This is a genomic window from Prolixibacter sp. SD074 (assembly GCF_009617895.1).
Lineage (GTDB): Bacteria > Bacteroidota > Bacteroidia > Bacteroidales > Prolixibacteraceae > Prolixibacter.
This window is the reverse complement of record NZ_BLAW01000001.1, coordinates 2,869,045-2,893,771: the sequence shown is the minus strand read 5'-3', so window position 1 is coordinate 2,893,771 and position 24,727 is coordinate 2,869,045. Positions and strand designations below refer to the sequence as shown.

Sequence of the window (24,727 nt, the reverse complement as noted above, 5' to 3'; positions counted from 1 at the left end):
GAAAACGGATTCCCTCTTTTTTCGTCAAAATTCCGATTATTTCAGTTTTTTGGCTACTTCCACTTCGGTAAATGCTTCAACAAAGTCACCTACTTTAATGTCGTCGTAACCATTAATGTTCAGTCCGCATTCATAACCACGGGCTACCTCCTTCACATCGTCCTTGAAGCGTTTCAGTGAACCAAGTTCGCCGGTGAAAACAACGATGCCGTCCCTGATGATGCGAATCTGTGCGTTGCGGGTAATCTTTCCGTCGCGAACGATACAACCGGCGATAGTACCCACTTTGGTAATCTTGAAAGTTTCCATGATTTCGGCTGTTCCCTGGATTTCCTCCTTGATTTCGGGAGCAAGCATTCCTTCCATTGCCGATTTGAGTTCGTTAATCGCATCGTAGATGATGGAGTAAAGGCGAATATCGATTTCCTCTTTCTCCGCAATTCGACGTGCGTTGAGCGATGGGCGTACCTGGAATCCAATAATAATGGCATTGGACGCGGTTGCCAGCATCACATCCGATTCGGTAATTTGTCCCACAGCTTTGTGGATAACATTCACCTGAATCTCTTGTGTCGACAATTTGATCAACGAGTCGGAGAGTGCTTCGATGGAACCGTCTACGTCACCTTTCACAATAACATTGAGTTCCTGGAAATTTCCGATAGCAATACGGCGGCCAATTTCGTCAAGTGTAATATGTTTTTGTGTCCGAAGTCCCTGTTCACGCTGCAACTGTTCACGTTTGTTGGCAATTTGATGGGCTTCTTTTTCACTTTCCATGATGTTGAACTTGTCGCCGGCCTGCGGAGCACCATTCAAACCAAGGATTAATGCCGGTTCTGATGGGCCGACCTCTTCAATTCGTTGGTTACGCTCGTTAAACATTGCTTTGACGTGTCCAAAATATTGCCCTGCCAGTATTACGTCTCCTACCCGAAGTGTACCGGCTTGAATTAAAAGCGTGGCTACATAACCCCGACCTTTATCCAGCGATGATTCGATCACGGATCCGACAGCACGTTTATTGGGATTGGCCTGAAGTTCAAGCATCTCAGCTTCCAGCAACACTTTTTCCATCAGTTCTGCTATTCCGTTGCCGTTCTTGGCAGAAATATCCTGAGACTGATATTTACCGCCCCATTCTTCGATGAGGTAGTTCATGTTGGCCAATTCTTCCTTAATCCGTTCCGGATTGGCCCCTGGCTTGTCAATCTTGTTGATGGCAAATATAATGGGCACACCGGCAGCTGCGGCGTGATTGATCGCTTCAACGGTTTGCGGCATTACGTTGTCATCAGCAGCGATGATAATGATGGCGATATCGGTAATCTGGGCACCACGGGCACGCATAGCCGTAAAGGCTTCGTGGCCTGGAGTATCCAGGAAGGTGATTTTTCGCTTATCTTCGAGAGTTACGTTATACGCACCAATGTGCTGTGTAATCCCTCCGGCCTCACCGGCAATTACATTGGTTTTGCGAATGTGGTCAAGCAAGGAGGTTTTACCATGGTCAACGTGTCCCATGACCGTAACAATCGGTGGACGGGCTTGCATTTCCTCCTCGATGTCCTCTTCTTCCATAATTGCTTCCTGCACCTCTACCGAAATGAATTCAACTTTGTAACCAAATTCATCGGCAACAAGCGCCATCGTTTCCGCATCAAGACGCTGGTTGATGGAAACAAACAGGCCAAGGTTCATACAGGTTTCAATGATCTTGGTCACGGGCACATCAATCATGCTGGAAAGTTCGTTTACCGAAACGAATTCCGTTACCTTGATTACATTCTTATCCTGTTCAGCTTTGGCCATTTCCTCAGCCATTTTCTCACTGACGGCATGGCGTTTTTCACGACGGTATTTCGAACCTTTCGATTTCTGCCCTTTGGAAGTCAGCCGGGCAAGCGTTTCCTTGATTTGCTTCTGAACATCTTCTTCGCTAACTTCTTTCTTCGGTGCCGGCTTTTTCCGGTTCGTTTTTTTCTTCCAATCACCCCGTTTGGCACCATCTTTTTGATGCTGTGGATGTTGTTGCCGGGGTTGATTATCCTTTTTATTGTTGTTTACCGAAACGCGTTCTTTTTGATCCTTCGGAATCCTTTTGCGTTTTTTCTTTCGGTTTTGCCGTTCTTCTTCTTTTTTATTCTTATTGTTCCCCGGCTTGCGTTTATCTGCTACAGGAAGATCAATTTTGCCGACTACGGTCGGGCCGGAAAGTTTCTTTCTTTCCAGTTTGAATATTTCGTCTCCGTTTTTGGTATTTTTTTCTTGAGTTTGCTTTTTCTCACCAACTTTACCCTTCGGTTTCTTCTGAGTTTGCTGCTCTCCGGAGGCCGGTTTTTGTTGCTTTTTCGGAGTTTCTTTTGTTTGTTTTGGGCCAGGCTTCATGGAATCGAGATCGACTTTACCAACGACTTTAACTTTGTCCTCTGCTTTTAGTGAAGCAGATTCCTTTTTTGCTGATTTTTCAGCTTCAGGGGGTGTCCCGGCCTCGGTTTTTTCTGGTTTCCCTGGCTCTTTTTTCTCCTGTTGGGGAGTTTTTGGGGACTTATCTTGTTCTTTTTTCTTTTCAGGAGAAGGCGCCGGCCCTTCTTTTTTCTCCGGAGCATTCGTTTTTGGGGTTTCCGGTATTTCTTCTTTCGAAGTCTTTTCCTCTTCTTTCGGGGCTTTTGGGCCCAGATTTTCCAAATTTACGTGTCCAACAACTTTAACTTTTGGCTTTTCTTCTTTTTTCTCGGGTGCAGGAGGTGTAGGTACTTGGGATTGTTTCGGTTTCGGAGTTTCTTTCGAAGGTTTCTTTTTCTCTTCGGTGCGGTGGGCTGAGCTACTGTGGTCGGCAATACGGATGGAGTCATCCTGAAAATCTTCGTCTTCCGTTTCATTTTTCTCCTCCTGATGCACGTCATCAAGTGAAACGGATTCTTTCTTCGATCTTGTTTGACGTAAGTTCACCTTGTCGGCTTCGATACGTGCCTCATGATCTTTACGGAACTGCTTTTCCAGCATTTCCTGGGTCTTGTCATCAATCTTGGTGTTCGGATTGGATGATATCTCGACCCCTTGCTTTTGCAAATAATCAACCAGGGTAAAAATACCTACGTTTAATTCGCGTGCAATTTTACTTAATCTAGTACCTTTATTTCCTACAACCATATTTAGCCAAAGAGTTAATAATCAAATTGTTTGTTCCGGTTACCCCGAATCTCTGTACGGCAGATTGCTTACTGCTGACATGATTTATTCAAATTCGGCCCTGAAGATACGGAGAACCTCGTCAATGGTTTCCTCTTCGAGATCGGTTCTTTTGATTAGCTCCTCACGCGAAAGGCCCAACACATTCCTGGCTGTGTCGCAACCAATGGCCTTCAGTTCGTCAAGGATCCAATCTTCAATTTCATCCGAGAATTCTTCGAGGTTAACATCCTCGTCATCTTCTTCCACCTGATCGCGGTAAACATCAATTTCATAGCCGGTCAACTGACTGGCCAGGCGTATATTTAATCCGCCTTTTCCAATTGCCAGCGATACTTCTTCGGGTTTCAGATATACCTCGGCACGTTTTCCCTCTTCATTAATTTTAATGGAGGAAATTTTTGCCGGGTTCAATGCCCGTTGAATGAATAGCTGCAAATTACCGGTATAATTAATTACATCAATATTCTCATTGCGTAACTCACGAACGATGCCATGTATGCGGGAACCTTTCATTCCAACACATGCACCTACCGGGTCAACGCGCTCGTCGTACGATTCTACAGCAACTTTCGCCCTTTCGCCCGGAACCCTGACAATCTTCTTGATGGTAATCAAACCATCGAATATCTCAGGAACTTCCAGTTCGAAAAGTCTTTCGAGGAATACCGGCGATGTTCGTGACAGAATAATCTGCGGATTGTTATTTTTCATTTCAACCCTTACGACTACTGCACGAATGGTATCTCCCTTCCGGAAAAAGTCTGAAGGGATCTGTTCGGCTTTCGGAAGCAACAACTCGTTGCCTTCGTCGTCGAGTACCAGGATTTCCCTTTTCCAAATTTGGTAAACTTCTCCGGTAACAATATCACCTACTTTTGATTTATAGATGGTGTAAATATTATCTTTTTCAAGCTCCAATATCCTCGCTGCCAGATTTTGACGAAGGTTAAGAATTGCCCGTCGGCCAAAATGAATCAACTTCACTTCATCAGACACTTCTTCCCCGACTTCATAGTCCGCGTCAATTTTTTTCGCTTCGGATAACGAAATCTGAAGATTGGGATCGGTTAAATCCGCATCTTCCACAACCTCGCGGTTCCGCCAGATTTCAAAGTCTCCTTTATCAGGATTGATGATTACGTCGAAATTTTCATCTGTGCCAAACTGTTTCTGCAGTACACTGCGAAAAACATCTTCCAGCACACTCATCATGGTGGCCTTGTCGATGTTTTTTAATTCCTTAAACTCCGAGAAGGTGTCAATCAAGTTCAGATTGTCCATTTCTTTATATCTTTTATTTAAAAGAAATAACGCTTTTTGCTGTTCTTATCTTATCGAACGAAAATTGAAGGGGCTCTGTTACAGTTACCTTCTTCTTTTTTCCTTCGACTCGCTCACGCCGGCTTTCTTCCAGTATTATGCCGTTTTCACCGGCTTCTTTTAATATGCCGGTGTGTTTATCACCGTCATGGGTTGCTATTTCAATTTCGCGTCCAACATTTTTCTGGTACTGACGAAGCACCTTGAAGGGTTGGGTTAAACCGGGTGATGACACTTCCAATTCAAAGTCTTCAGCGTCCCGGTCAAGGTTGTGCTCAACCTGACGACTAAATGCAATACACTGATCGATGCTCAGTCCGTTGTCACTGTCCAGCAGAACAGATATAGCGTTGCCGGATGAAACCTGTATGTCGACAATGAAGATGTCGTCAGTTAGCTTCTCCTCAATCAGGCCCTGAATTAGTTTTTTGTTAATCATCTTTTAACCCTAATAAAATAGGGGACACACTGTCCCCTAATCCTTCGATTATTCTTCGCGGCAAAAATAATATAATTGTATGATATATCAAAACAAACCTATTTTTGTTTCAGCTATTTTAGTTTTGGGTTTTAGGGCGTTGCCGGCTTTTTTCCTCCCCTTCCGAAAACATTTTGTATTTTGCAGAAGTTTAAAATATCCTAAAAGGAAGTCATTTGAAGCCGCTTAAACGAACAATTGTCAACGATCCGGTGTGGGGGTTTATCGAGTGGGATTCGCCCTTGTTGTTGGATTTGATAAGCCATCCCTATGTGCAGCGTCTTCGTCGTATTAAACAGCTGGGGCTCTCCAGTCTGGTTTATCCCGGCGCTAATCATACCCGTTTCGAACACGTCATAGGGGCAACGCATTTGGTGCGTTCTGCGCTGGATGTTTTAAAAACCAAAGGTCACCAAATTACCGATGAAGAAACAACCGGCGTGCTGGCTGCCATTTTGCTGCATGATGTCGGACATGGTCCCTTCTCTCATGCACTGGAAGAGAGTATGGTGAAGGGGATTTCGCATGAAGTTATTTCGAAGCTTTTTATGCACCAACTGAACCGGGAATTCGATGGTCGGCTTGATTTGGCTATTCAGATATTTGCCGGTGAATACCATAAGAAGTTTTTACACCAGTTGGTCAGTAGTCAGCTCGACATGGATCGACTTGACTATCTTAAACGGGACAGCTTTTATTCGGGCGTTTCAGAAGGAATTGTGTCATCCGACCGGATTATTAAAATGCTTAATATCCGGAATGATGAACTGGTGGTTGAGTCGAAGGGAATTTATTCCATCGAGAAATTTTTAATTGCCCGTAGGTTGATGTATTGGCAGGTGTACATGCATAAAACGGTCCTCTCCGCCGAACATATGATGATTAGTTTGCTTAGAAGGGCACATGAGTTAGCTTCAGGAGGTGACACTGTTTTTGCCCCGCCGGCACTGGAGGTATTTCTTAGCGGGGGTGTTAGCCGGGATCAATTTGAGTCGGGAGATCCGCAAACGGTGAAATCGGCACTTCAATTGTTTGCTGAACTGGATGATACCGACATTTTGAGCTCTATTAAAGAATGGGCCCGCCATCCGGATGTAATTCTTTCAACGCTTTCGAGAGATATAATTAACCGGAATCTTTTTAAAATAATACTAAGCAGTCATCCGGTTACCGAAAAAAGGAAAGAGGAATTGCGTAGCCGGGTTATGGAAACTTTTTTGGTCACTGCATCTGAAGCTGATTACTTTGTTATTTCGGGAATGGCGGCGAATAATGCCTACAAGCCAAGCGTAGAGCAGATTAATGTTTTATTTAAAAACGGAAAAATTAAAGATATTAAAGATGCTTCTGATATCAACTTGTCGGGATTGTCGGCAACAGTACGCAAATATTTTGTCTGTTATCCACGTGAAATAATTTCGAAGTAATATTAATTAACTATTTTTGCACGAAATTTAAAAAAACAGCACATGGAGTTTTCAGCCAACGACATTGCCGGTTTGTTGGGCGGAGAGGTAGAAGGAGATGGTAGTGTAAAAGTAAATAATGTTTCAAAAATTGACCAGGGAATTCCCGGGACACTTGCTTTTCTCTCTAATCCGGCTTACACAAAATATATATATACAACCAAAGCATCGGTAGTGCTGGTTAATCGCGATTTTAAACCGGAAAATGAACTTCCCTGTACTCTTATCCGTGTGGATGATGCGTACGCTTCCATTGCCAAATTGTTGAATTATTATGAGCAGTCGAAGCCTAAAAAAGTTGGCATCGAACAACCTTCCTATATAAGTGAATCGGCATCTATCGGCGAACAGGCGTATGTCGGTGCTTTTGCCTATGTGGGCGAAAACGCCATTGTTGGTAAAAATGTAAAAATTTACCCTAATGTGTATATTGGCGATGGAGCTACCATTGGCGATGATACCATTCTTTATGCAGGAGTGAAAATTTATGCCGGCTGTAACGTTGGTAAAAACTGTATCCTGCACGCAGGCGTAGTTATCGGTTCTGATGGATTTGGATTTGCGCCTGCGGCTGACGGCAGTTACGATAAAATTGCCCAGGTAGGGAATGTGGAGGTCAAGGATGGTGTGGAGATTGGAGCGAATACCACCATCGATTGTGCCACGATGGGTTCAACGGTCATCAACGAAGGTGTAAAAATAGACAACCTGGTGCAGATTGCCCATAACGTGGAGGTTGGTAAGAATACTGTAATCGTGGCCCAGGTAGGCGTTGCGGGCTCGGCCAAGATTGGAGAAAATTGCATGCTTGGAGGACAGGTAGGTATTGTCGGACATATTAGAATTGGTAATAATGTTAAAATTGGTGCCCAATCAGGAATTGGTAACAATGTTAAGGATAACTCAACGCTTTGGGGAACACCAGCCTTCGGGTATCGCGATTTTATGAAATCATATGCCGTATTTAAAAACCTTCCCCAATTGCGTTCTGATGTGGTTGAATTGCGACGGAAAATGAAAGATCAAGAAGGAACTGGTGAATGATTTTTATTGAAGTAATTGATTCAGACGGTTATTTATTTATTTTTGGGCGTTCTGAAAATTAATGGGAGGGGATAAATCTCCCGAATTTTGGCAATTGCCTAACCGGGTTGAACCAAATTTCTCGGAAAATGAGTGTGAAACAAAAGACCATTAAGAAGCCTGTTTCGGTTACAGGAAAAGGGCTCCATACAGGAGTGGAAGTTACGATGACTTTTAAACCTGCACCCGAAGATCATGGCTTCAGATTTCAACGGATAGATGTAGAGGGACAACCGGTTATTCATGCCGATGTATCGAAAGTAAAAGGTACTTCACGTGGAACCGTTCTTCAGGAAGGCGAAGTACGGATTCGTACCATTGAGCATACCATGGCTGCCTTACTGGGAATGGATATTGACAATGTATTGATAGAGGTAAATGGTCCGGAGGTTCCCATTTTGGATGGCAGTTCGGCTCTCATTGTGACTGCATTGAAAGAAGCCGGCCTGGTTGAACAGGAAGCCCGTCGTGATTATTTCGAAATCAAGCAAAAAATTGTTTATCGTAACGAAGAACAAGGAATCGAGTTAATTGCGCTTCCGGATGATGAGTTTGCTGTGGATGTGATGATTTCCTATGATTCAGTTGTTCTTGGAAATCAGTTTGCCACCCTCGGTTCGTTAAATGATTTTGAAAAGCATGTGGCTCCGTGTCGCACATTTGTTTTTGTGCGTGAGTTGGAAATGTTGTTGAAAAATAACCTGGTGAAAGGGGGCGACCTCGACAATGCGATTGTCATTATGGATCAGCAGATGCAGCAGAATGAGTTGGATCGTATTGCTGATTTGTTTCATCATGAGCATGTTCAGGTGGACAAGATTGGCGTATTAAATAATGTCGATCTTCATTTTGAGAATGAGTGTGCACGCCATAAGTTGCTCGACGTGATTGGTGATTTGGCACTGATAGGGAAACGGATTAAAGGCCGCATCATTGCACGTCGCCCCGGGCATATGGCCAATACGGAGTTTGCCCGTATTCTTCAGAAAGAATGTAAGCGTCAGACAGCACTGAATTCGGCCCCGGAATATGATCACAACGCGACCCCTCTATACGATATTAACAAGATCAAAACGATGTTGCCACACCGATCTCCATTTCTTTTGGTTGACAAAATTATGGATAAGGGAGACGATTTCATTATCGGAGTAAAGAACGTAACCATGGACGAACCGTTTTTTAGCGGGCATTTCCCAGATGAACCGGTTATGCCCGGCGTTCTGATGGTTGAAGCCATGGCACAGTGTGGTGGCGTTTTTGTTATCAGCTCGCTGCCTTCCGATGGAGATTATTCCACTTATTTTATGAAACTTGACAACATTAAGTTCAGAAAGAAAGTAGTGCCAGGTGATACGTTGATATTTAAGCTAAAGCTGGTTAGTCCTATTCGTCGTGGAATTGCCAATATGATTGGTTACGCTTTTGTGGGCGACACCATTGTTTGTGAAGGCGAATTTATGGCACAAATTGTTAAAAACTAAGATGATTATGAAACGACAACCGGCGGTGTTGTCTCAAATTTTATAGTAATGAAACAACCTTTAGCGTACGTTCATCCCGAAGCTCAGATTGCTGAAAATGTAGTTATCGAGCCCTTTACAACTGTTGATAAGGACGTGGTGATTGGCGAAGGTTCCCATATTGGACCTAATGTTACCATTTTTCCGGGTACCCGGATCGGTAAAAATTGTAAAATATCTCCCGGAGCGGTTATCGGTGGTGAACCACAGGACCTGAAGTTTCAGGGAGAATACACTACCGTGGAAATTGGTGATAACACAACCATTCGTGAGTATGTAACTATTAGTAAAGGTACTGCGGCTAAGGGTAAAACGGTGGTGGGAAGTAACTCCTTAATTATGGCTTATGTCCATATTGCCCACGATTGTGTAGTGGGTGATAACGTTATCCTGGTAAATTATACCGGTCTGGCAGGGGAAGTTTTTGTTGACGATTTTGCTATTCTTGGCGGCTACACCGCCGTGCATCAGTTCTGTCATATTGGTCCGCACGTTATGCTTTCCGGTGGTTCGCTGGTGCGGAAGGATGTTCCTCCATACATCAAGGCTGGCCGTGAGCCGCTTTCCTATGTCGGTGTAAATTCTATCGGACTTCGTCGCCGTGGATACACGAACGAAAAAATCCGTGAGATACAGGAAATTTACCGACTGATTTATCAAAAAGGATACAATAATACACAGGCACTGGAAGTAATCGAAGCTGAGCTTCCTGCTTCCCGTGAACGCGATGATATCCTGCTGTTTGTGAAAGATTCGAAAAGAGGAATTATCAAAGGGTACTTCCCCGATTGATGATATAATATTGAAAAAAGAAAACCGTCCCAGCAATGAGGCGGTTTTTTTATGACTTGAATTTTTAACTTATTCCTGATCCTTAAGCGGGTTCCAACCTTGCGCTATGAGTGGGATTTCCTGGCCACTGCCTGCTGTAACCAGGTGGGTCCCTTCCGATTTTTCCGTGATATGGCCAATAACGGTAATGTCCGGATGATTTCGGATTTTATCGTATTCGCCAACAGGAATGGTAAACAGCAATTCGTAATCTTCACCACCGTTCAAGGCCGCTACCAACGGGTTAATATTTAACTCTTCGGCCATTTGCTTGGTCTGGTCATCCATCGGGATGCGATCTTCGAACAATTTGCAGCCAGTTCCCGATTCTTCGCAAATGTGCATGATTTCGGATGATAATCCGTCCGAAATATCAATCATCGCCGTGGGGTGAATTTTTTGATCATTAAAAACTTTCAGCATGTCGCGACGGGCTTCCGGTTTCAATTGTCTTTCCAGAATATAGTCGTGTCCTTCCAGTTGTGGCTGCATTTTTGGGTTTACCTTGAAGACTTCATTCTCCCTTTCCAGTAGTTGTAGCCCCATGTAGGCACCGCCTAAATCACCACTGACGCAGAGGAGGTCGGCCGGTTTGGCACCGCTGCGGAAAACCACGTCTTCCTCTTCAACTTCACCAAGTGCCGTAATGGAAAGTACCAATCCTGTCATCGACGAGGTCGTATCGCCACCAACCAAATCCACTCCGTAATTGTCGCAGGCCAACCGGATACCACCATACAATTCATCAATTGCCTCGATTGAAAACTTTGAAGACAATGCTATGCTCACGGTAATTTGCTTCGGAATGGCATTCATGGCGTAAACATCACTCAGGTTTACCACGACCGCTTTGTAGCCCAGATGTTTTAAGGGCACGTACATCAGGTTGAAGTGAACTCCTTCCGTCAGCATGTCGGTGGTCACCACCGTTTTTTTGTTATTAAAATCTAAAACTGCACAATCGTCGCCAACCCCTTTAAGGGTACTTTTGTTGTGTATGGTAAGATGAGATGTAAGCCTGTTAATCAGGCCAAACTCTCCGAGTTCGGAAAGTTGGTGAATTGTTCCTTTTTTTTCTGTCATAGAATAAAAGACCTCAAGGTGTTTTTTAGTAGAAATCAGGCTTCAAAAATAGCTTACATTTTATATCTTTGCAACAATTTAAAAGCGGTCTATTTAAAATGGGTTAACGGTGCGAGGAGCGCATAATGAAGGGTCAGGCCGGCTTTAACCAAATATATGAAGTTATGGAGGATCAAAATAAATTACTTGATAAAGTAACGAAGAGCGAATATCAATTCGGTTTTGTGACTGATATTGATTCAGATACACTGGTAAAAGGGTTGAGTGAAGATGTCGTCCGTTGGATTTCGGCCAAGAAGAATGAGCCGCAATTTATGCTTGATTTCCGCCTGAAGGCATACCGCAAATGGCTGGAAATGGAAATGCCGGACTGGGCCTACCTGAAAATTCCGGAAATCGATTACCAGGACATTATCTATTATTCGGCCCCCAAAAAGAAAAAAGAACTTGAAAGTCTTGATGAGGTGGATCCCGAATTGCTGAGTACTTTCGAGAAGCTTGGTATTCCGCTGGAAGAGCAGAAATTGCTTGCTGGCGTTGCCGTGGATGCAGTAATGGATAGCGTGTCGGTAAAGACGACCTTTAAGGAAACACTAGCCGAAAAGGGGATCATTTTCAGTTCATTCAGCGAAGCCGTTCAGGAACATCCAGATTTGGTACAGAAATACCTCGGAATGGCGGTTCCGTCAACCGATAACTACTTTGCAGCACTGAATGCGGCTGTTTTCTCTGACGGTTCATTTGTATACATCCCGAAAGGTGTTCGCTGTCCAATGGAGCTTTCCACTTATTTCCGTATCAACGCTGCCAATACCGGTCAGTTCGAACGCACACTCATCGTGGCTGATGACGAGAGTTATGTTTCGTACCTCGAAGGTTGTACTGCTCCGATGCGTGACGAGAATCAGTTGCACGCAGCGGTTGTGGAAATCATTGCACTCGACCGTTCCGAGGTAAAATATTCTACCGTGCAAAACTGGTATCCGGGTGATAAAAACGGCAAAGGAGGAATTTACAACTTCGTGACCAAACGTGGTTTGTGTAAAGGTGAATCGTCCAAAATTTTCTGGAACCAGGTGGAAACCGGTTCGGCCATTACCTGGAAATATCCGAGTTGTATTTTGTTAGGTGACAATTCGGTTGCTGAATTTAATTCGGTTGCTGTAACCAACAATTATCAGCAGGCTGATACCGGAACCAAAATGGTGCACATTGGTAAAAACACCAAGAGTACCATTGTTTCGAAAGGTATTTCGGCCGGAAAGAGTGATAATTCATACCGTGGTTTGGTCCGGGTAGCGCCAAAAGCGGAAAATGCCCGTAACTTCTCGCAGTGTGATTCCTTGTTGCTTGGCGATACCTGTGGAGCTCATACCTTCCCGTACATCGAAGTTTCAAATAGCTCATCTGTGGTTGAGCACGAAGCTACCACATCCAAAATTGGTGAAGACCAGATTTTCTATTGTAACCAGCGCGGAATTACGACACAGGATGCGGTTGGAATGATTGTAAATGGTTATGCCCGTGAAGTAATCAATAAATTGCCCATGGAATTTGCAGTAGAAGCTCAAAAACTGCTGCAAATTAGCCTCGAAGGTAGTGTGGGATAAATAGGATAAATACGTAAGATAAGTTCAAAAAATATGTTAATAGTAAAAGACTTACACGCTAAAGTCGAAGGTAAAGAGATATTGAAGGGTATTAACCTGGAGGTAAATCCCGGAGAGGTTCATGCCATTATGGGACCTAATGGTTCAGGGAAAAGTACACTGGCGAATGTGTTGGCTGGTCACGATAATTATGAAGTAACCAAAGGCGGAGTTTCTTTCTTCGGAAAAAACCTGCTCGATATGGATGCAGATGTCCGCTCCAAAGAAGGTCTGTTCCTCAGCTTCCAGTATCCGGTAGAAATTCCGGGTGTTAGCATGGTGAATTTCCTGAAAACAGCTTTGAACGAGCATCGGAAGTACCAGGGGAAAGATGAGCTGAAAGCCGGCGATTTTCTCAAACTAATGAAAGAAAAGAAAGAGCTTGTCGAAATCGATTCACAGCTGACCAATCGTTCGGTAAACGAGGGCTTTTCGGGCGGTGAGAAAAAGAAGAATGAGATTTTCCAAATGGCCATGCTCGAACCGAAACTGGCCATCCTGGATGAAACGGATTCGGGATTGGATATCGATGCTCTTCGTATCGTTGCGCATGGTGTGAATGCACTGAAAAAGCCTGATAATGCAACCATTGTGGTAACGCACTACCAGCGTTTGCTCGATTATATTGTCCCCGATTTTGTTCATGTTTTGTATAACGGCCGTATTGTGAAGTCAGCCGGAAAAGAACTGGCTTTTGAACTGGAAGAGAAAGGTTACGAGTGGATCAAAAAAGAGGTGGGAGTGTAAGATGACGGAGGCGAAAAGAAATACAGAAATCAATCAGCGGCTCGCCAACCTTTTTGAATCGAATGCCCACCTCCTGGAAGATGGAGCAGCCGGTTTTATGAATGCTGCACGCAAGCCGGCAATCGAAGCATTCCGGAAACAGGGAATTCCCGATTTTAAGACGGAGAACTACAAGTATACCAATCTCGCGAAGATTTTTGCCGGCGAGAATCACAGGCGTGTTTTTACTTATCAGGACAACAACGTCAACCTGCGCGAGCTTTTTCAATGTGACGTTCCTGAGCTGGACACCAACCTGGTGATGTTGACGAATGGCTGGTACTATTCCGGAAATGAACAGCTGGTCGATCTACCGAAAGGTGTTATTGTTACCAGCCTTCGCAAGGCAGCTGTTGATTATCCCGAATTGGTTGAGAAATATTACGGCAAGATGGCGGATCCGGAAAAGGACCCGTTAACCGCATTAAATACGGCTTTTGCCCAGGATGGAGTTTTTATTTATGTGCCGCGAAGTGTTGTAGTGGAGAAGCCTATCCAAATCATTGAACTGATGAGAGGGGAAGAAGACACCTATGCGACACAGCGTAATCTGGTCATTGCCGAAGAGAACAGTCAGGTGAAAGTGATTTTCTGCGATCATACCCTTGACCCTCAGGATTACATGGTGAATAACCTGACGGAAGCGCACGTTGGTGAAAATGCGGTCGTCGATTTTTACAATCTGCAAAACCAGCATAACAAAGCGGTGAACCTGACCGGTTTGTATATCCGTCAGGAGCGTAATTCCAATGTGTTGACGAATACCTTGTCGCTGCATGGCGGAATTGTTCGTAACAACCTGAACGTTCTTATCGACGGTGAACATGCCGAGGCTAATCTTTACGGTTTGGCATTGACGGACAAAAGCCAGCATGTTGATAATTTCACTTTCGTGGAACACGCGCACCCTGATTGCCAGAGCAACCAGCTTTTCAAAAATGTATTGGATGATAAATCCACTGGCGGATTTACAGGCCGGATTCACGTAGGACGTGGAGCCCACGGAACACTGGCTTACCAGCGAAACAATAACGTGTTGTTGACCGGCACAGCGAAAATGAGCACCAAGCCACAGTTGGTTATCGATAACGACGATGTGAAATGTTCGCACGGAGCAACCGTTGGCCGGATTGATGAAGAAGCGTTATTCTATCTGAAATCACGTGGTATCGCTGAGCGGGAAGCCCGCCTGATGCTAATGTATGCTTTTGCACATGAAGTGCTTCAGGAAGTTCGGGTTGATAAACTGGGCGAACGGATTGACGAATTGGTAAACAAGCGTTTGCGCGGTGAAGTGTCGAAATGTCACTCCTGCGTCATGGATTGTGAGAGCTGATTCGGTTTAGCTTTAGCTGAAGAATTTTCTGGCTTTTCACGGTAGTGGAAAACCAACAGGCATAAGCCGGGAGTTACAGTTTTTTAACTTAATTCCCGGTTCTATATTTTATCTTTCGTACTATGAGTCTCGATTTCCGGAAAATAAGAAAGGATTTTCCCATCCTGGATCAACAGGTTCACGGAAAACCGCTGGTATATCTCGATAATGCTGCTACTACACAAAAGCCGCGGGTAGTCCTGGATAAGGTGGAAGAGTTTTACCTGAAAACCAATGCGAATATTCATCGCGGCGCGCACTTCATGGCGAACGAAACAACGGAAGCTTTTGAAGAAGCGCGTGAAACGGTGCGGCAGTATGTCAATGCCGGCGATCGGGGCGAAATTATTTTCACGCATGGTACCACGGAATCAATCAACCTGGTAGCTTTTTCTTTCGGAGAAGCATTTGTTTGGGAGGGTGACGAGATTGTGGTTTCCGAGCTGGAGCACCATGCGAACATTGTCCCCTGGCAATTGCTTTGCGAGCGGAAAAAAGCGACACTAAAGGTATTGCCATTCGATGAAAATGGCGTTCTGAAGATTGATGAGCTGGATGGATTGCTGAATGAACGCACCCGACTGGTGGCAATGAGCCATGTGTCGAACACGCTGGGAACCATCAATCCAATCGATAAGATTGTGGAAATCGCGCACAAACGTAATATTCCGGTTTTGCTCGATGGCGCGCAAGGAATTGCCCACTACCCGCCGGATCTACAAAAGCTTGATTGTGACTTTTATGTCTTTTCCGGGCATAAAATTTACGGCCCTACCGGGATTGGTGTTCTTTACGGCAAACGGAAGTGGCTGGATCAGATGCCTCCATTTATGGGCGGCGGTGAAATGATTTCGGAAGTGAAATTCTCCGGAACTACATTTAATGAGTTGCCCTATAAGTTCGAACCCGGAACGCCTAATTACATCGGGGCTATTGCACTCGGTACTGCTGTAGGGTACATGCAATCGCTCGGGGTTGACAATCTGGCGGCCCGCGAACAGGAATTACTGAACCTGGCAACAGAAAAACTGAAGTCAATAAAAGGGGTGCGGATTTTCGGAGAGGCTGAAAATAAGGTAGGTGTGATTTCATTTGAGATTGAAGGAATTCATCCGTTCGATTTGGGTACGCTCCTTGATCAGCTGGGCATAGCAGTCCGCACCGGGCGCATGTGTACCGATCCAATTATGGATCATTTTGGTGTACCCGGGATGACACGGGCTTCGTTTGCATTTTATAATTCGGAAAAAGAGGTTGAGGCTTTGTATAATGCCCTGATCCGTATCAAGGGAATGTTTTGATTTTTATCGTAAGTTTGCTCCCTTGATTTTGATTTAAAGCAATTTTTAGTTATGACTATTGAAGAGATACAGCAGGAAATCATTGAAGAGTTTTCGGTATTCGAAGATTGGATGGACAAGTACGCCTACCTGATTGAACTCGGGAATGACCTGAAACCCATTGATGCGAAATATAAGATTGATGATAACCTGATTAGGGGATGTCAGTCACGTGTGTGGCTTCATCCTGAGAAAGATGGTGATAAGATTCTGTTTGAGGCGGAAAGTGATGCGATTATTGTGAAAGGATTAGTTGCACTGTTGCTGCGCGTTCTCTCTAATCGCTCGCCGAAGGAGATTATCGATGCCGATTTGCACTTTATTGATGATATCGGATTGAAACATCATTTGTCTCCTACACGTTCAAACGGACTACTGGCCATGGTGAAGCAAATGAAACTTTATGCTTTGGCTTACGAAAAACTTTCACAACAGGAGGGTTAAGAAATGGATGAAAGAATTGACAAAATAATCGCTGGCCTGAAAGAGGTTTACGACCCGGAAATCCCGGTAAATGTATACGATTTGGGAATGGTTTACAGTGTGGATGTTGATGAACACAACACTGCGAATGTGCTGATGACGCTGACGGCTCCCAACTGCCCTGCTGCCGATATGATTGTTTCGGATGTGGAATACATGACGAAAAAAGTGGATGGCGTCGAAGATTGCAACGTGGAGATCACATTTGACCCTCCATGGGACAAGTCGATGATGTCGGAAGAGGCGCGACTCGAACTCGGCTTCATGTAAAATATTCAACCATCACATATCGTGGTGGTTTTTTGTAAGCAATAATACTTGTTCCCGGAATAAGATGAGTACCAAAGGGGCTACTTACAGCGAGCGCATAAAAGCAGAGGCGAAACGTCTCGGTTTTACCGATTGCGGCATTGCTGCGGTAAAGTATCTTGGAGAGGAAGAGCCTCGCTTGCTGAAATGGTTGGCGAAGGGTATGAACGGGCAGATGGGCTACATGGAACGGAATGTAGAGAAACGTCTCGATCCGGGAAAACTGGTGGAAGGCGCCCGTTCCGTTGTATCTGTTATCCTCAATTATTATCCTGCCGAAAAACAAAAGGCCAAAGATGCGCCGGTCATCTCGAAATATGCCTACGGAACGGACTACCATTTCGTCATTAAAGACAAATTGAAAAGTCTGCTTCGTTTCATTCAGGAAGAAATTGCTCCATGTTCCGGACGACCATTTATCGATTCGGCGCCAGTTCTTGATCGGGCCTGGGCCCGACATGCCGGACTGGGCTGGATCGGGAAAAATTCCCATCTCATATCGCCCAAACATGGTTCCTTCTTTTTTATCGGGGAGCTCATCATCGATTTGGAACTCGATTACGACCAACCAGCTGATACTGATTTTTGCGGTTCCTGCACACGCTGCATTGATGCCTGCCCAACCAAAGCAATTGTTGCCCCCCACACTATTGATGCCCGAAAATGCATCTCTTATTTGACGATCGAAAACCGGGAAGAAATTCCGGAACCATTCAAAGGTCAGTTGCAAAACCGGATGTATGGGTGCGACATCTGCCAGGATGTTTGCCCGTGGAATCGCAATCCTTCACCCCACAATGTTGAAGCCTTTACCCCGAAACCTGAATTGCTGGAAATGACCCGGGCAGACTGGAAAGATTTAGACAGAGGGGGTTTCAATCAACTTTTCAGAAAATCGGCAGTAAAAAGGGCCGGCTTTAAAGGTCTTCGCCGCAATATCGATTTTTTAGATTAATTAAGTTTTACTCCTGCGAAACTTTTTGCAAATTTAGTTAATCAAAGATGAACCCTTGTGCCAGTGAAGTTTTCGGAATACAAATGGGAATCGTTCGACGGATTAGAATACTATGCCGTCAGTTGGGCTCCAGATATTTACCCGAAGGCAGTGTTGGCATTGGTTCATGGACATGGCGAACATTGCCGGCGGTACGATCATTGGCTGAGCCGTTTTCCGGAGAAGGGCCTTGCCGCTGTGGCTTTTGATTATCGTGGTCATGGTCGCTCCGGGGGGAAACGCGGAGTCCTTCGTTATTATGCCGATTTTTTGCAGGATGTAGAGCTGTTGTTGAGAAAAACCCGGGAGTTATTTCCCGGTATTCCTGTTATCCTGTTCGGGCACAGCATGGGTGGAAATATGGTTTTGAGCTACTGTCTTCGCAGGGCCGCTATTCCACAACTTGCGATTATCACTTCGCCCTGGATAATGCTGCGCAAAAAGCCAAGGCCAGTAATGACTGCAGCTGCTTGTCTTGCTAATCGGCTGACGCCACGCCTTACTTTTAAGACCGGCTTAAAATCAAAGGATTTTTCGGAAGATAAGCCAGGCAGTGAGCCCAGGGGTAAAGATGATTTACTGCACAACCGTATTTCTGTTCGGCTTTTCTGCGAAGTGAAGCGAGAGGGTGAATGGTTACTCGAAAATGCTTACCGGTTAAATATTCCGGTTTTATTGATGCAGGGACTGGATGATCCTATCATGGACAGTAACGCGGGTTTGAAGCTATTCGATAATGCGGCTGAAAAGATAACCTACCGGGGATGGCATGGCGCCCGGCACCAGTTACACGAGTTTGATGATGAAGGGGAGGTGTTGAGATTTATTTTTAACTGGATAGAACAAAATATATGAGCCAATTCAGGATCAAAATAGCAATGCCGGAGTATGAGAAGAAACTCGATTACCGTGAACGGATTGTCCTGTTGGGGTCTTGTTTTGCTGAGAATATAGGTGAAAAGCTAACCAGCCGGTGTTTTCCTGTCGATGTAAATCCGTTTGGCATTTTGTACAATCCCATGTCTGTGGCGAACAGCCTGGATATGCTGATAGCGAATAAGCAATTCGGAGAAGAGGATATCTTTTTTGCTAATGGACGATGGAACAGCTATCATCATCACAGTCGTTTTTCACATCAAGACAAGAAAATCTGCCTCGGGCAAATTAACAAACGCGTAACAAATGGTGCTGAACAACTTCGTGAAGCCAGTTTTCTTTTCATCACTTTTGGCACGACCTGGGTATACGAAAGCATTGATAATAAGGAAGTTGTATCGAATTGTCACAAGCAGCCGGCAAAACAGTTTCGGAGATACCGGTTGAGTGCCGATGATGCCGTTGCCCGGTGGGAGGCCTTGTTGATAAGGGTATGGGACATGAACCCCGGTTTGCAGATTATATTTACAGTGAGTCCGGTTCGCCATTGGAAAGATGGGGCCCACGAAAACCAAATCAGTAAATCGGTGTTATTTCTAATAATTGAAGGTTTATTGGAGAGATTCGAAAAAGATCGGATTGCCTACTTCCCGTCATATGAAATTGTGATGGATGAGCTTCGCGGCTACCGGTTTTACGCCCCCGATATGATTCATCTGAACGAGACGGCTGTCGATTACATCTGGGAACAGTTTTCTCAAGTGCTGATTACAAAGGATAGCCGCGACATTATGAAAAATGTTGAAAAGTTACGGCTTGCAACCGAACATCGTCCCTTCAATGAACATGGTGAATCATACCGCTTATTCCTTGACAATCAGTTAACACAGGCTGAAAAATTGATGAAACAATACCCGTTCCTTAACATTCAGGATATTTTGGAGTATTTCCTTCGAAAACTAAAGGAATAACTTTTTTTAAAGGTGCCAATTGGTTAAATTTTCCTTGTATTTTAAATTCATTCTAATTGCAATTTTTAGGAAATTAATCGTCGAAGCGCATTAAAATTAATTCTGCACCTATGAGCTATCTAAAATTTGATAAACAGCAGTTAGTCAATCTGGAGTATTCGCTGCAGCGCGAATTCTTACGTACGAACCGGGCTGGTAGTTATTCGTCATCTACGCTTTCCGGATGTAATACCCGCAAGTATCATGGCTTGCTCATTACCCAGCTGAACGAGTTGGACGGAGGCAAACATGTCCTCCTGTCGTCCCTGGATGAGACGGTCATTCAACATGATGCAGAATTTAACCTGGGGATTCACAAGTTTCCAGGTGATCATTATGAGCCCCGTGGACATAAATATCTCAGAGATATTGAATTTGATAAAATATCCAAATTGACTTACCGGGTTGGAGGAGTGATTCTTTCACGCGAGCGCTTACTGGTTGAGAAGGAAGAACAGTTGTTGATTCGATATACACTGGAAGACGCGCACAGCCCGACAACGCTTCGGTTCAAACCTTTTCTGGCTTTTCGGAATATACACACACTAAGTAAATCCAACATGTTCGCCAACACACGTTTTGTTTCGATAGAAAACGGAATCAAGATGCGCTTATACGAGGGGTATCCTTTTCTGCATATGCAGTTCTCCAAGGAGGTTGATTTTGTCCCGTTTCCTGACTGGTACTACAACATCGAATACATGAAGGAACAAAAACGCGGTTACGAATTTCAGGAAGACCTATTTGTTCCCGGGTATTTTGAGCTCCCGATAAAAAAGGGAGAATCCATTGTCTTCTCGGCATCGACGTCGGAAGAAAAGCCAAGCGGATTTAAACGCCGTTTTACCAACGAAACAAAAAAGAGAACGCCTCGTGATTCGTTTTCGAACTCGTTGCTTAACTCGGCCCAGCAGTTTCTCTGCGTCCGAAATGATGGTGAGGATATTATTGCCGGGTATCCCTGGTACGAGTCGGTACCAAGGCAAACCTTCCTGGCCATCAACGGTGTTCTCTTGCGCCAGGGAAATATGAAGACGTATGAGTCGATCCTTAAGACACAGTTGAAGAGGCTGAAGGATGGTTTATTTCCTAAATATTTTGGGGCAAATGCCAGCGATTATGATGCGGCCGATGCGCCTTTGCTTTTTTTTACAAGTGTGCAGGAATTGGATGATTATGTAGAGAAAAAGGAGCTATGGGAAAAGTATGGCCCGGCAATGAAAAGTATTCTGGGTCATTACCGGAAAGGCACACGGTTCAACATTCACATGCAGGAGAATGGTTTGATTTATGCCAAAGCTGAAAATGTTGCTCTGACCTGGATGGATGCCTATGTGGATGGAAAACCTGTTACCCCGCGGGGAGGTTTAGCTGTTGAGATCAATGCGCTTTGGTTCAATGCCGTTTCGTATGCGCTTGAATTAGCCGATACTGCCGGGGACAAAGCCTTTGTTGAGGAATGGAAGAATCTGCCGGAAAAAATTGCTGAATCTTTTGTCAATACATTTTGGTGCGATGAGGAAGAGTATCTGGCAGACTATGTGGACGGCGATTATAGAGACTGGTCAGTCAGGCCAAATATGCTTTTTGCCGCTTATCTCCCTTATTCTCCGATGTCGCGTGAACAAAAGAAAGCAATTGTCAGTAGGGTGAGAAATGAATTACTTACGCCCATGGGGCTTCGTTCATTGTCGCCAAAAAACCAGGAATACCGGGGAATTTGTGACGGAGATCTGATGACCCGCTCCCTGTCCATGCATCAGGGGGCAGTCTATCCGTTTTTAATCGGCCCGTTTATCAAAGCATACATCGGAATTCATAAGCTGGGGGGAATGTCGTTTGTGAAAAATATTATGGAATCCTTTGAAGAAGAAATGACAGAACATTGCATTGGCACACTTTCCGAGATGTATGACGGAAATCCTCCGCATGGAGCCCGGGGAGCAATCTCCCAGGCATGGAACGTGGGCTCCATTTTGTCGGCCATTGCTTTTATCGAGAACTATGGAGAGTAAAGTCAGTTATGAAACCCCTTAAATCGCAGAGCTGAATGAAAGTATTAATGTTTGGATGGGAATTCCCTCCCCATATCAGTGGCGGACTCGGAACAGCTAGTTATGGACTCACCAAAGGATTGGCCCATTATGATGATGTGAATGTTCTTTTTGTTGTACCCAAAGCATATGGCGACGAGGATCGCTCGGCTGTGAATGGAATTATCGGTGCCGGAGATATACCTATTACCCGTAAGCAGGTTAGTTTTGAAAATCTGCAGAAAAAGGTTGAATATTTTGAAGTCGACTCTTCGTTAATTCCCTATGTCGGGGAGGAAGAATTTTACCGGCTTACACAACAGAAAGTCAATTCGGGCTCTCGTTTTATCCAAACCGATTCAGAAGGACGTTTGCCTTTTACAGGAAAATACGGCGCCGATTTATTACAGGAAATTGCCCGTTATGCTATCGTGGCCGATGTGATCGCGCGGGAGAACGAATTTGACTTGATTCATGCTCATGACTGGTTGGCCTATCCGGCCGGTATAGCAGCCAAGGAGGCCAGTGGTAAGCCTTTGGTAATACACGTACATGCTACCGATTTCGATCGCTCAGGAGGTAGTGTCAATCCTAATGTTTATGCCATTGAACGGAAAGGGATGGAAGCAGCTGACAAGGTAATTACCGTAAGTAACCTTACCCGGAATATCGTCATTGAAAAATATGGAATCGACCCAGCCAAAGTTGTGACCGTTTACAATGCAGTTGAACCGGTTGAGCACAAACCAAGGCTGGGCGTTAATAAGGGAGTTGATGAAAAAATTGTGACCTTTCTTGGGCGTATCACCATGCAGAAGGGACCTGAATACTTTATCGAGGCAGCTCACCAGGTATTGCGGCGAATGGACAATGTCCGGTTTGTGATGGCCGGTAGTGGTGATATGATGACCAAAATGGTGAAGCGTGCAGCACAACTTGGTATAACCGACCGGTTTCATTTTACCGGGTTCCTCAAGGGAGACGATGTATTTGATATGTTCCGCTTTAGCGATGTATATGTGATGCCATCAGTATCCGAGCCGTTTGGGATTTCACCGCTCGAAGCGATGATGTCCGATGTCCCGGTAATTATTTCCAAACAATCGGGAGTCGCCGAAATCCTTACACACGCTATCAAGGTCGATTTCTGGGACATCAATGCGATGGCCGATGCCATATATTCAATATTACAATATCCGGCTTTACCAAAAATGTTTAAAAAGTACGGTCGGATTGAAGTGGATCACCTGCAATGGCGCCATTCTGCGGCCCATGTTCGGCAGGTTTATTTATCCGCTTTAGGTCAGTCAAACAACAACAGTAACGCGTAAAAAGTTAGCCATATGAAATCCGTTTGCTTGTATTTTCAGATTCACCAGCCATTTCGTTACCGGAAATACCGCTTCTTCGACATTGGTAACGACCACTATTATTATGATGATTATGCCAATGAAACCATTCTGAGGAAGGTGGCAAACAATTGTTATTTGCCGGCTAACAAAGTGTTGCTTGAACAGTTGAAAAAGCATAAAGGTAAGTTCAAGGTGGCTTTGTCCATTTCCGGTATTGCCCTGGAGCAGTTCGAATTGTATGCGCCTGAGGTATTACTCTCCTTTCAGGAACTGGCCGAAACCGGTTATGTGGAGTTCTTATCCGAAACTTACTCCCACTCACTCGTGTCTCTGTTCGACGGCGAATTGTTTGAAAAACAGGTGAAGGATCATGACGATAAAATTGAGGCTTACTTCGGTCAGCGTCCGGCTGTTTTCCGGAATACCGAAATGATTTATTCCGATGAAATCGGTGATAAGGTGTACAAAATGGGTTTCAAAGCCATGTTGACGGAGGGAGCGAAACATGTGCTGGGATGGAAAAGTCCCAATTTCCTCTATTGTAATGCCATTAATCCCCGGCTGAAAGTATTGATGAGGAACTACAACCTCAGTGACGATATTTCTTTCCGTTTTTCCAATAAAGAATGGAACGAATATCCCCTGACCGCTGAGAAATTCCTCAATTGGATGACTGATCTTGATAAAAAAGAGGAGATGCTTAATCTTTTCATGGATTATGAAACGTTTGGAGAGCATCAAACTGCGGATTCCGGAATTTTAAAATTTCTGAAAAGCCTTCCGGAGGTTATATTGAAGAATGGCTCTTTCACGTTTGATACTCCATCGGAAATAATTGAAAAATACCAGCCAATTTCTGCCGTACATGTTCCGCATTCCATTTCCTGGGCTGATGAGGAACGCGATCTTTCGGCTTGGCTGGGAAACGAATTGCAGGAAGAAGCTTTCGGGAAATTATATGATTTGAAAGATCGAATGTTGCGTTGTACTGATCAGGTTATGATTAAGGATTGGAACTATCTGCAAATTAGCGACCATTTTTACTACATGTGCACGAAGTTCTTTTCTGACGGGGAGGTGCATAAGTATTTCAATCCTTACGCTACTCCTTACGAAGCATTCATCAACTATATGAATGTATTGAGTGATTTTAGAATCCGGCTCAATGCGCTTGTTCCCGAATCGGATATTGATCGCGAAATCTCCGCACTGAAGGAGGTGATTGATGAGAAGGATGATCGGTTAAGAAAAGCCGAAGAGGAAGTGAAAAATCTGAAAAACAAACTCAAAGAAGCCAAAGGGGCTACGCTCCCAAAAGTTGAAAAGAAGAAAAAAATAACGAAAACAACGGGCAAGACAAAGACTAAAAATAAATCGACAAAATAGAAACCTGCATCAGACCAGACTCTCTATTCAAACTGATGTTCTAGTAATTTAACGTGCAGGTAATTTGTAATGCCTAAATTGCGCGCAATTTATCGAGTGAACGTAGTTGACCCATTATTTAACCGAACTCTTGCAACTGGAGAGTTAAATGCATACCA

General features: G+C 44.4%; 20 protein-coding genes. 16 read left to right on the top strand and 4 right to left on the bottom strand.

Annotated features, from left to right (window positions below; all coding sequences use genetic code 11):
- Positions 1 to 36: 36 nt before the first annotated feature.
- The 3 genes from infB to rimP form a co-directional block, all read right to left on the bottom strand.
- Complete coding sequence (gene infB / locus GJU82_RS12435; RefSeq protein ID WP_153632431.1) at positions 37 to 3,153, bottom strand: translation initiation factor IF-2; 3,117 nt, start codon at positions 3,151 to 3,153, stop codon at positions 37 to 39.
- Between the two features lie 84 nt (positions 3,154 to 3,237).
- Positions 3,238 to 4,476, bottom strand: coding sequence for a transcription termination factor NusA (gene nusA, locus GJU82_RS12430; protein ID WP_153632430.1), 1,239 nt, complete (start codon positions 4,474 to 4,476; stop codon positions 3,238 to 3,240).
- Positions 4,477 to 4,489: 13 nt separating this feature from the next.
- Positions 4,490 to 4,954, bottom strand: a complete 465-nt coding sequence (gene rimP, locus GJU82_RS12425; protein WP_153632429.1) for a ribosome assembly cofactor RimP — start codon at positions 4,952 to 4,954, stop codon at positions 4,490 to 4,492.
- A gap of 215 nt (positions 4,955 to 5,169) precedes the next feature.
- Between rimP and GJU82_RS12420 the strand changes: the two genes are divergently transcribed.
- The 4 genes from GJU82_RS12420 (at position 5,170) to lpxA (ending at position 9,854) form a co-directional block, all read left to right on the top strand.
- Entirely contained in the window at positions 5,170 to 6,420 is a 1,251-nt protein-coding gene (locus GJU82_RS12420) for an HD domain-containing protein (RefSeq protein ID WP_153632428.1), read from the top strand.
- A gap of 42 nt (positions 6,421 to 6,462) precedes the next feature.
- Complete coding sequence (gene lpxD, locus GJU82_RS12415) at positions 6,463 to 7,503, top strand: UDP-3-O-(3-hydroxymyristoyl)glucosamine N-acyltransferase (RefSeq protein ID WP_153632427.1); 1,041 nt, start codon at positions 6,463 to 6,465, stop codon at positions 7,501 to 7,503.
- A 128-nt stretch (positions 7,504 to 7,631) separates the two neighbouring features.
- Positions 7,632 to 9,023: a bifunctional UDP-3-O-[3-hydroxymyristoyl] N-acetylglucosamine deacetylase/3-hydroxyacyl-ACP dehydratase gene (locus tag GJU82_RS12410; RefSeq protein WP_153632426.1), complete on the top strand. Its 1,392-nt coding sequence runs from the start codon at positions 7,632 to 7,634 to the stop codon at positions 9,021 to 9,023.
- 48 nt (positions 9,024 to 9,071) lie between these two features.
- Positions 9,072 to 9,854 (top strand): acyl-ACP--UDP-N-acetylglucosamine O-acyltransferase, encoded by a 783-nt coding sequence (gene lpxA / locus GJU82_RS12405; protein ID WP_153632425.1) that lies wholly within the window; start codon positions 9,072 to 9,074, stop codon positions 9,852 to 9,854.
- A 69-nt stretch (positions 9,855 to 9,923) separates the two neighbouring features.
- Here lpxA and thiL read toward each other — a convergent pair whose 3' ends face one another.
- Positions 9,924 to 10,976, bottom strand: coding sequence for a thiamine-phosphate kinase (gene thiL / locus GJU82_RS12400; protein ID WP_153632424.1), 1,053 nt, complete (start codon positions 10,974 to 10,976; stop codon positions 9,924 to 9,926).
- A gap of 164 nt (positions 10,977 to 11,140) precedes the next feature.
- On the opposite strand from thiL, the gene sufB reads away from it, so the two are divergent.
- The 12 genes from sufB (at position 11,141) to GJU82_RS12340 (ending at position 24,569) form a co-directional block, all read left to right on the top strand.
- Complete coding sequence (gene sufB, locus GJU82_RS12395; protein WP_153632423.1) at positions 11,141 to 12,586, top strand: Fe-S cluster assembly protein SufB; 1,446 nt, start codon at positions 11,141 to 11,143, stop codon at positions 12,584 to 12,586.
- Positions 12,587 to 12,619: 33 nt separating this feature from the next.
- A complete protein-coding gene (gene sufC, locus GJU82_RS12390; protein WP_153632422.1) occupies positions 12,620 to 13,372 on the top strand; it encodes a Fe-S cluster assembly ATPase SufC in 753 nt (250 codons plus the stop codon).
- Between the two features lies 1 nt (position 13,373).
- Positions 13,374 to 14,747 carry a Fe-S cluster assembly protein SufD gene (gene sufD / locus GJU82_RS12385; protein WP_153632421.1) on the top strand — a complete coding sequence of 458 codons (1,374 nt, stop codon included), beginning with the start codon at positions 13,374 to 13,376 and terminating at the stop codon, positions 14,745 to 14,747.
- A 122-nt stretch (positions 14,748 to 14,869) separates the two neighbouring features.
- On the top strand, positions 14,870 to 16,087 hold the full coding sequence (locus GJU82_RS12380) for an aminotransferase class V-fold PLP-dependent enzyme (protein WP_153632420.1): 1,218 nt from the start codon (positions 14,870 to 14,872) through the stop codon (positions 16,085 to 16,087).
- Between the two features lie 51 nt (positions 16,088 to 16,138).
- Complete coding sequence (locus GJU82_RS12375; RefSeq protein ID WP_153632419.1) at positions 16,139 to 16,570, top strand: SufE family protein; 432 nt, start codon at positions 16,139 to 16,141, stop codon at positions 16,568 to 16,570.
- A 3-nt stretch (positions 16,571 to 16,573) separates the two neighbouring features.
- The gene (locus GJU82_RS12370; RefSeq protein ID WP_153632418.1) at positions 16,574 to 16,879 is read left to right on the top strand and encodes an iron-sulfur cluster assembly protein; all 306 of its coding nucleotides are present in this window, start codon (positions 16,574 to 16,576) and stop codon (positions 16,877 to 16,879) included.
- A gap of 64 nt (positions 16,880 to 16,943) precedes the next feature.
- The gene (queG, locus tag GJU82_RS12365; RefSeq protein WP_153632417.1) at positions 16,944 to 17,873 is read left to right on the top strand and encodes a tRNA epoxyqueuosine(34) reductase QueG; all 930 of its coding nucleotides are present in this window, start codon (positions 16,944 to 16,946) and stop codon (positions 17,871 to 17,873) included.
- Positions 17,874 to 17,930: 57 nt separating this feature from the next.
- Positions 17,931 to 18,767: an alpha/beta hydrolase gene (locus tag GJU82_RS12360; protein ID WP_153632416.1), complete on the top strand. Its 837-nt coding sequence runs from the start codon at positions 17,931 to 17,933 to the stop codon at positions 18,765 to 18,767.
- Positions 18,764 to 19,759: a GSCFA domain-containing protein gene (locus tag GJU82_RS12355; RefSeq protein WP_153632415.1), complete on the top strand. Its 996-nt coding sequence runs from the start codon at positions 18,764 to 18,766 to the stop codon at positions 19,757 to 19,759. The genes GJU82_RS12360 and GJU82_RS12355 overlap by 4 nt, the downstream gene beginning before the upstream one ends.
- A gap of 110 nt (positions 19,760 to 19,869) precedes the next feature.
- The gene (locus GJU82_RS12350) at positions 19,870 to 21,813 is read left to right on the top strand and encodes an amylo-alpha-1,6-glucosidase (RefSeq protein ID WP_153632414.1); all 1,944 of its coding nucleotides are present in this window, start codon (positions 19,870 to 19,872) and stop codon (positions 21,811 to 21,813) included.
- Positions 21,814 to 21,848: 35 nt separating this feature from the next.
- Entirely contained in the window at positions 21,849 to 23,162 is a 1,314-nt protein-coding gene (locus GJU82_RS12345; RefSeq protein WP_153632413.1) for a glycosyltransferase, read from the top strand.
- Positions 23,163 to 23,174: 12 nt separating this feature from the next.
- Positions 23,175 to 24,569 carry a glycoside hydrolase family 57 protein gene (locus GJU82_RS12340; protein WP_153632412.1) on the top strand — a complete coding sequence of 465 codons (1,395 nt, stop codon included), beginning with the start codon at positions 23,175 to 23,177 and terminating at the stop codon, positions 24,567 to 24,569.
- Positions 24,570 to 24,727 lie beyond the last annotated feature (158 nt).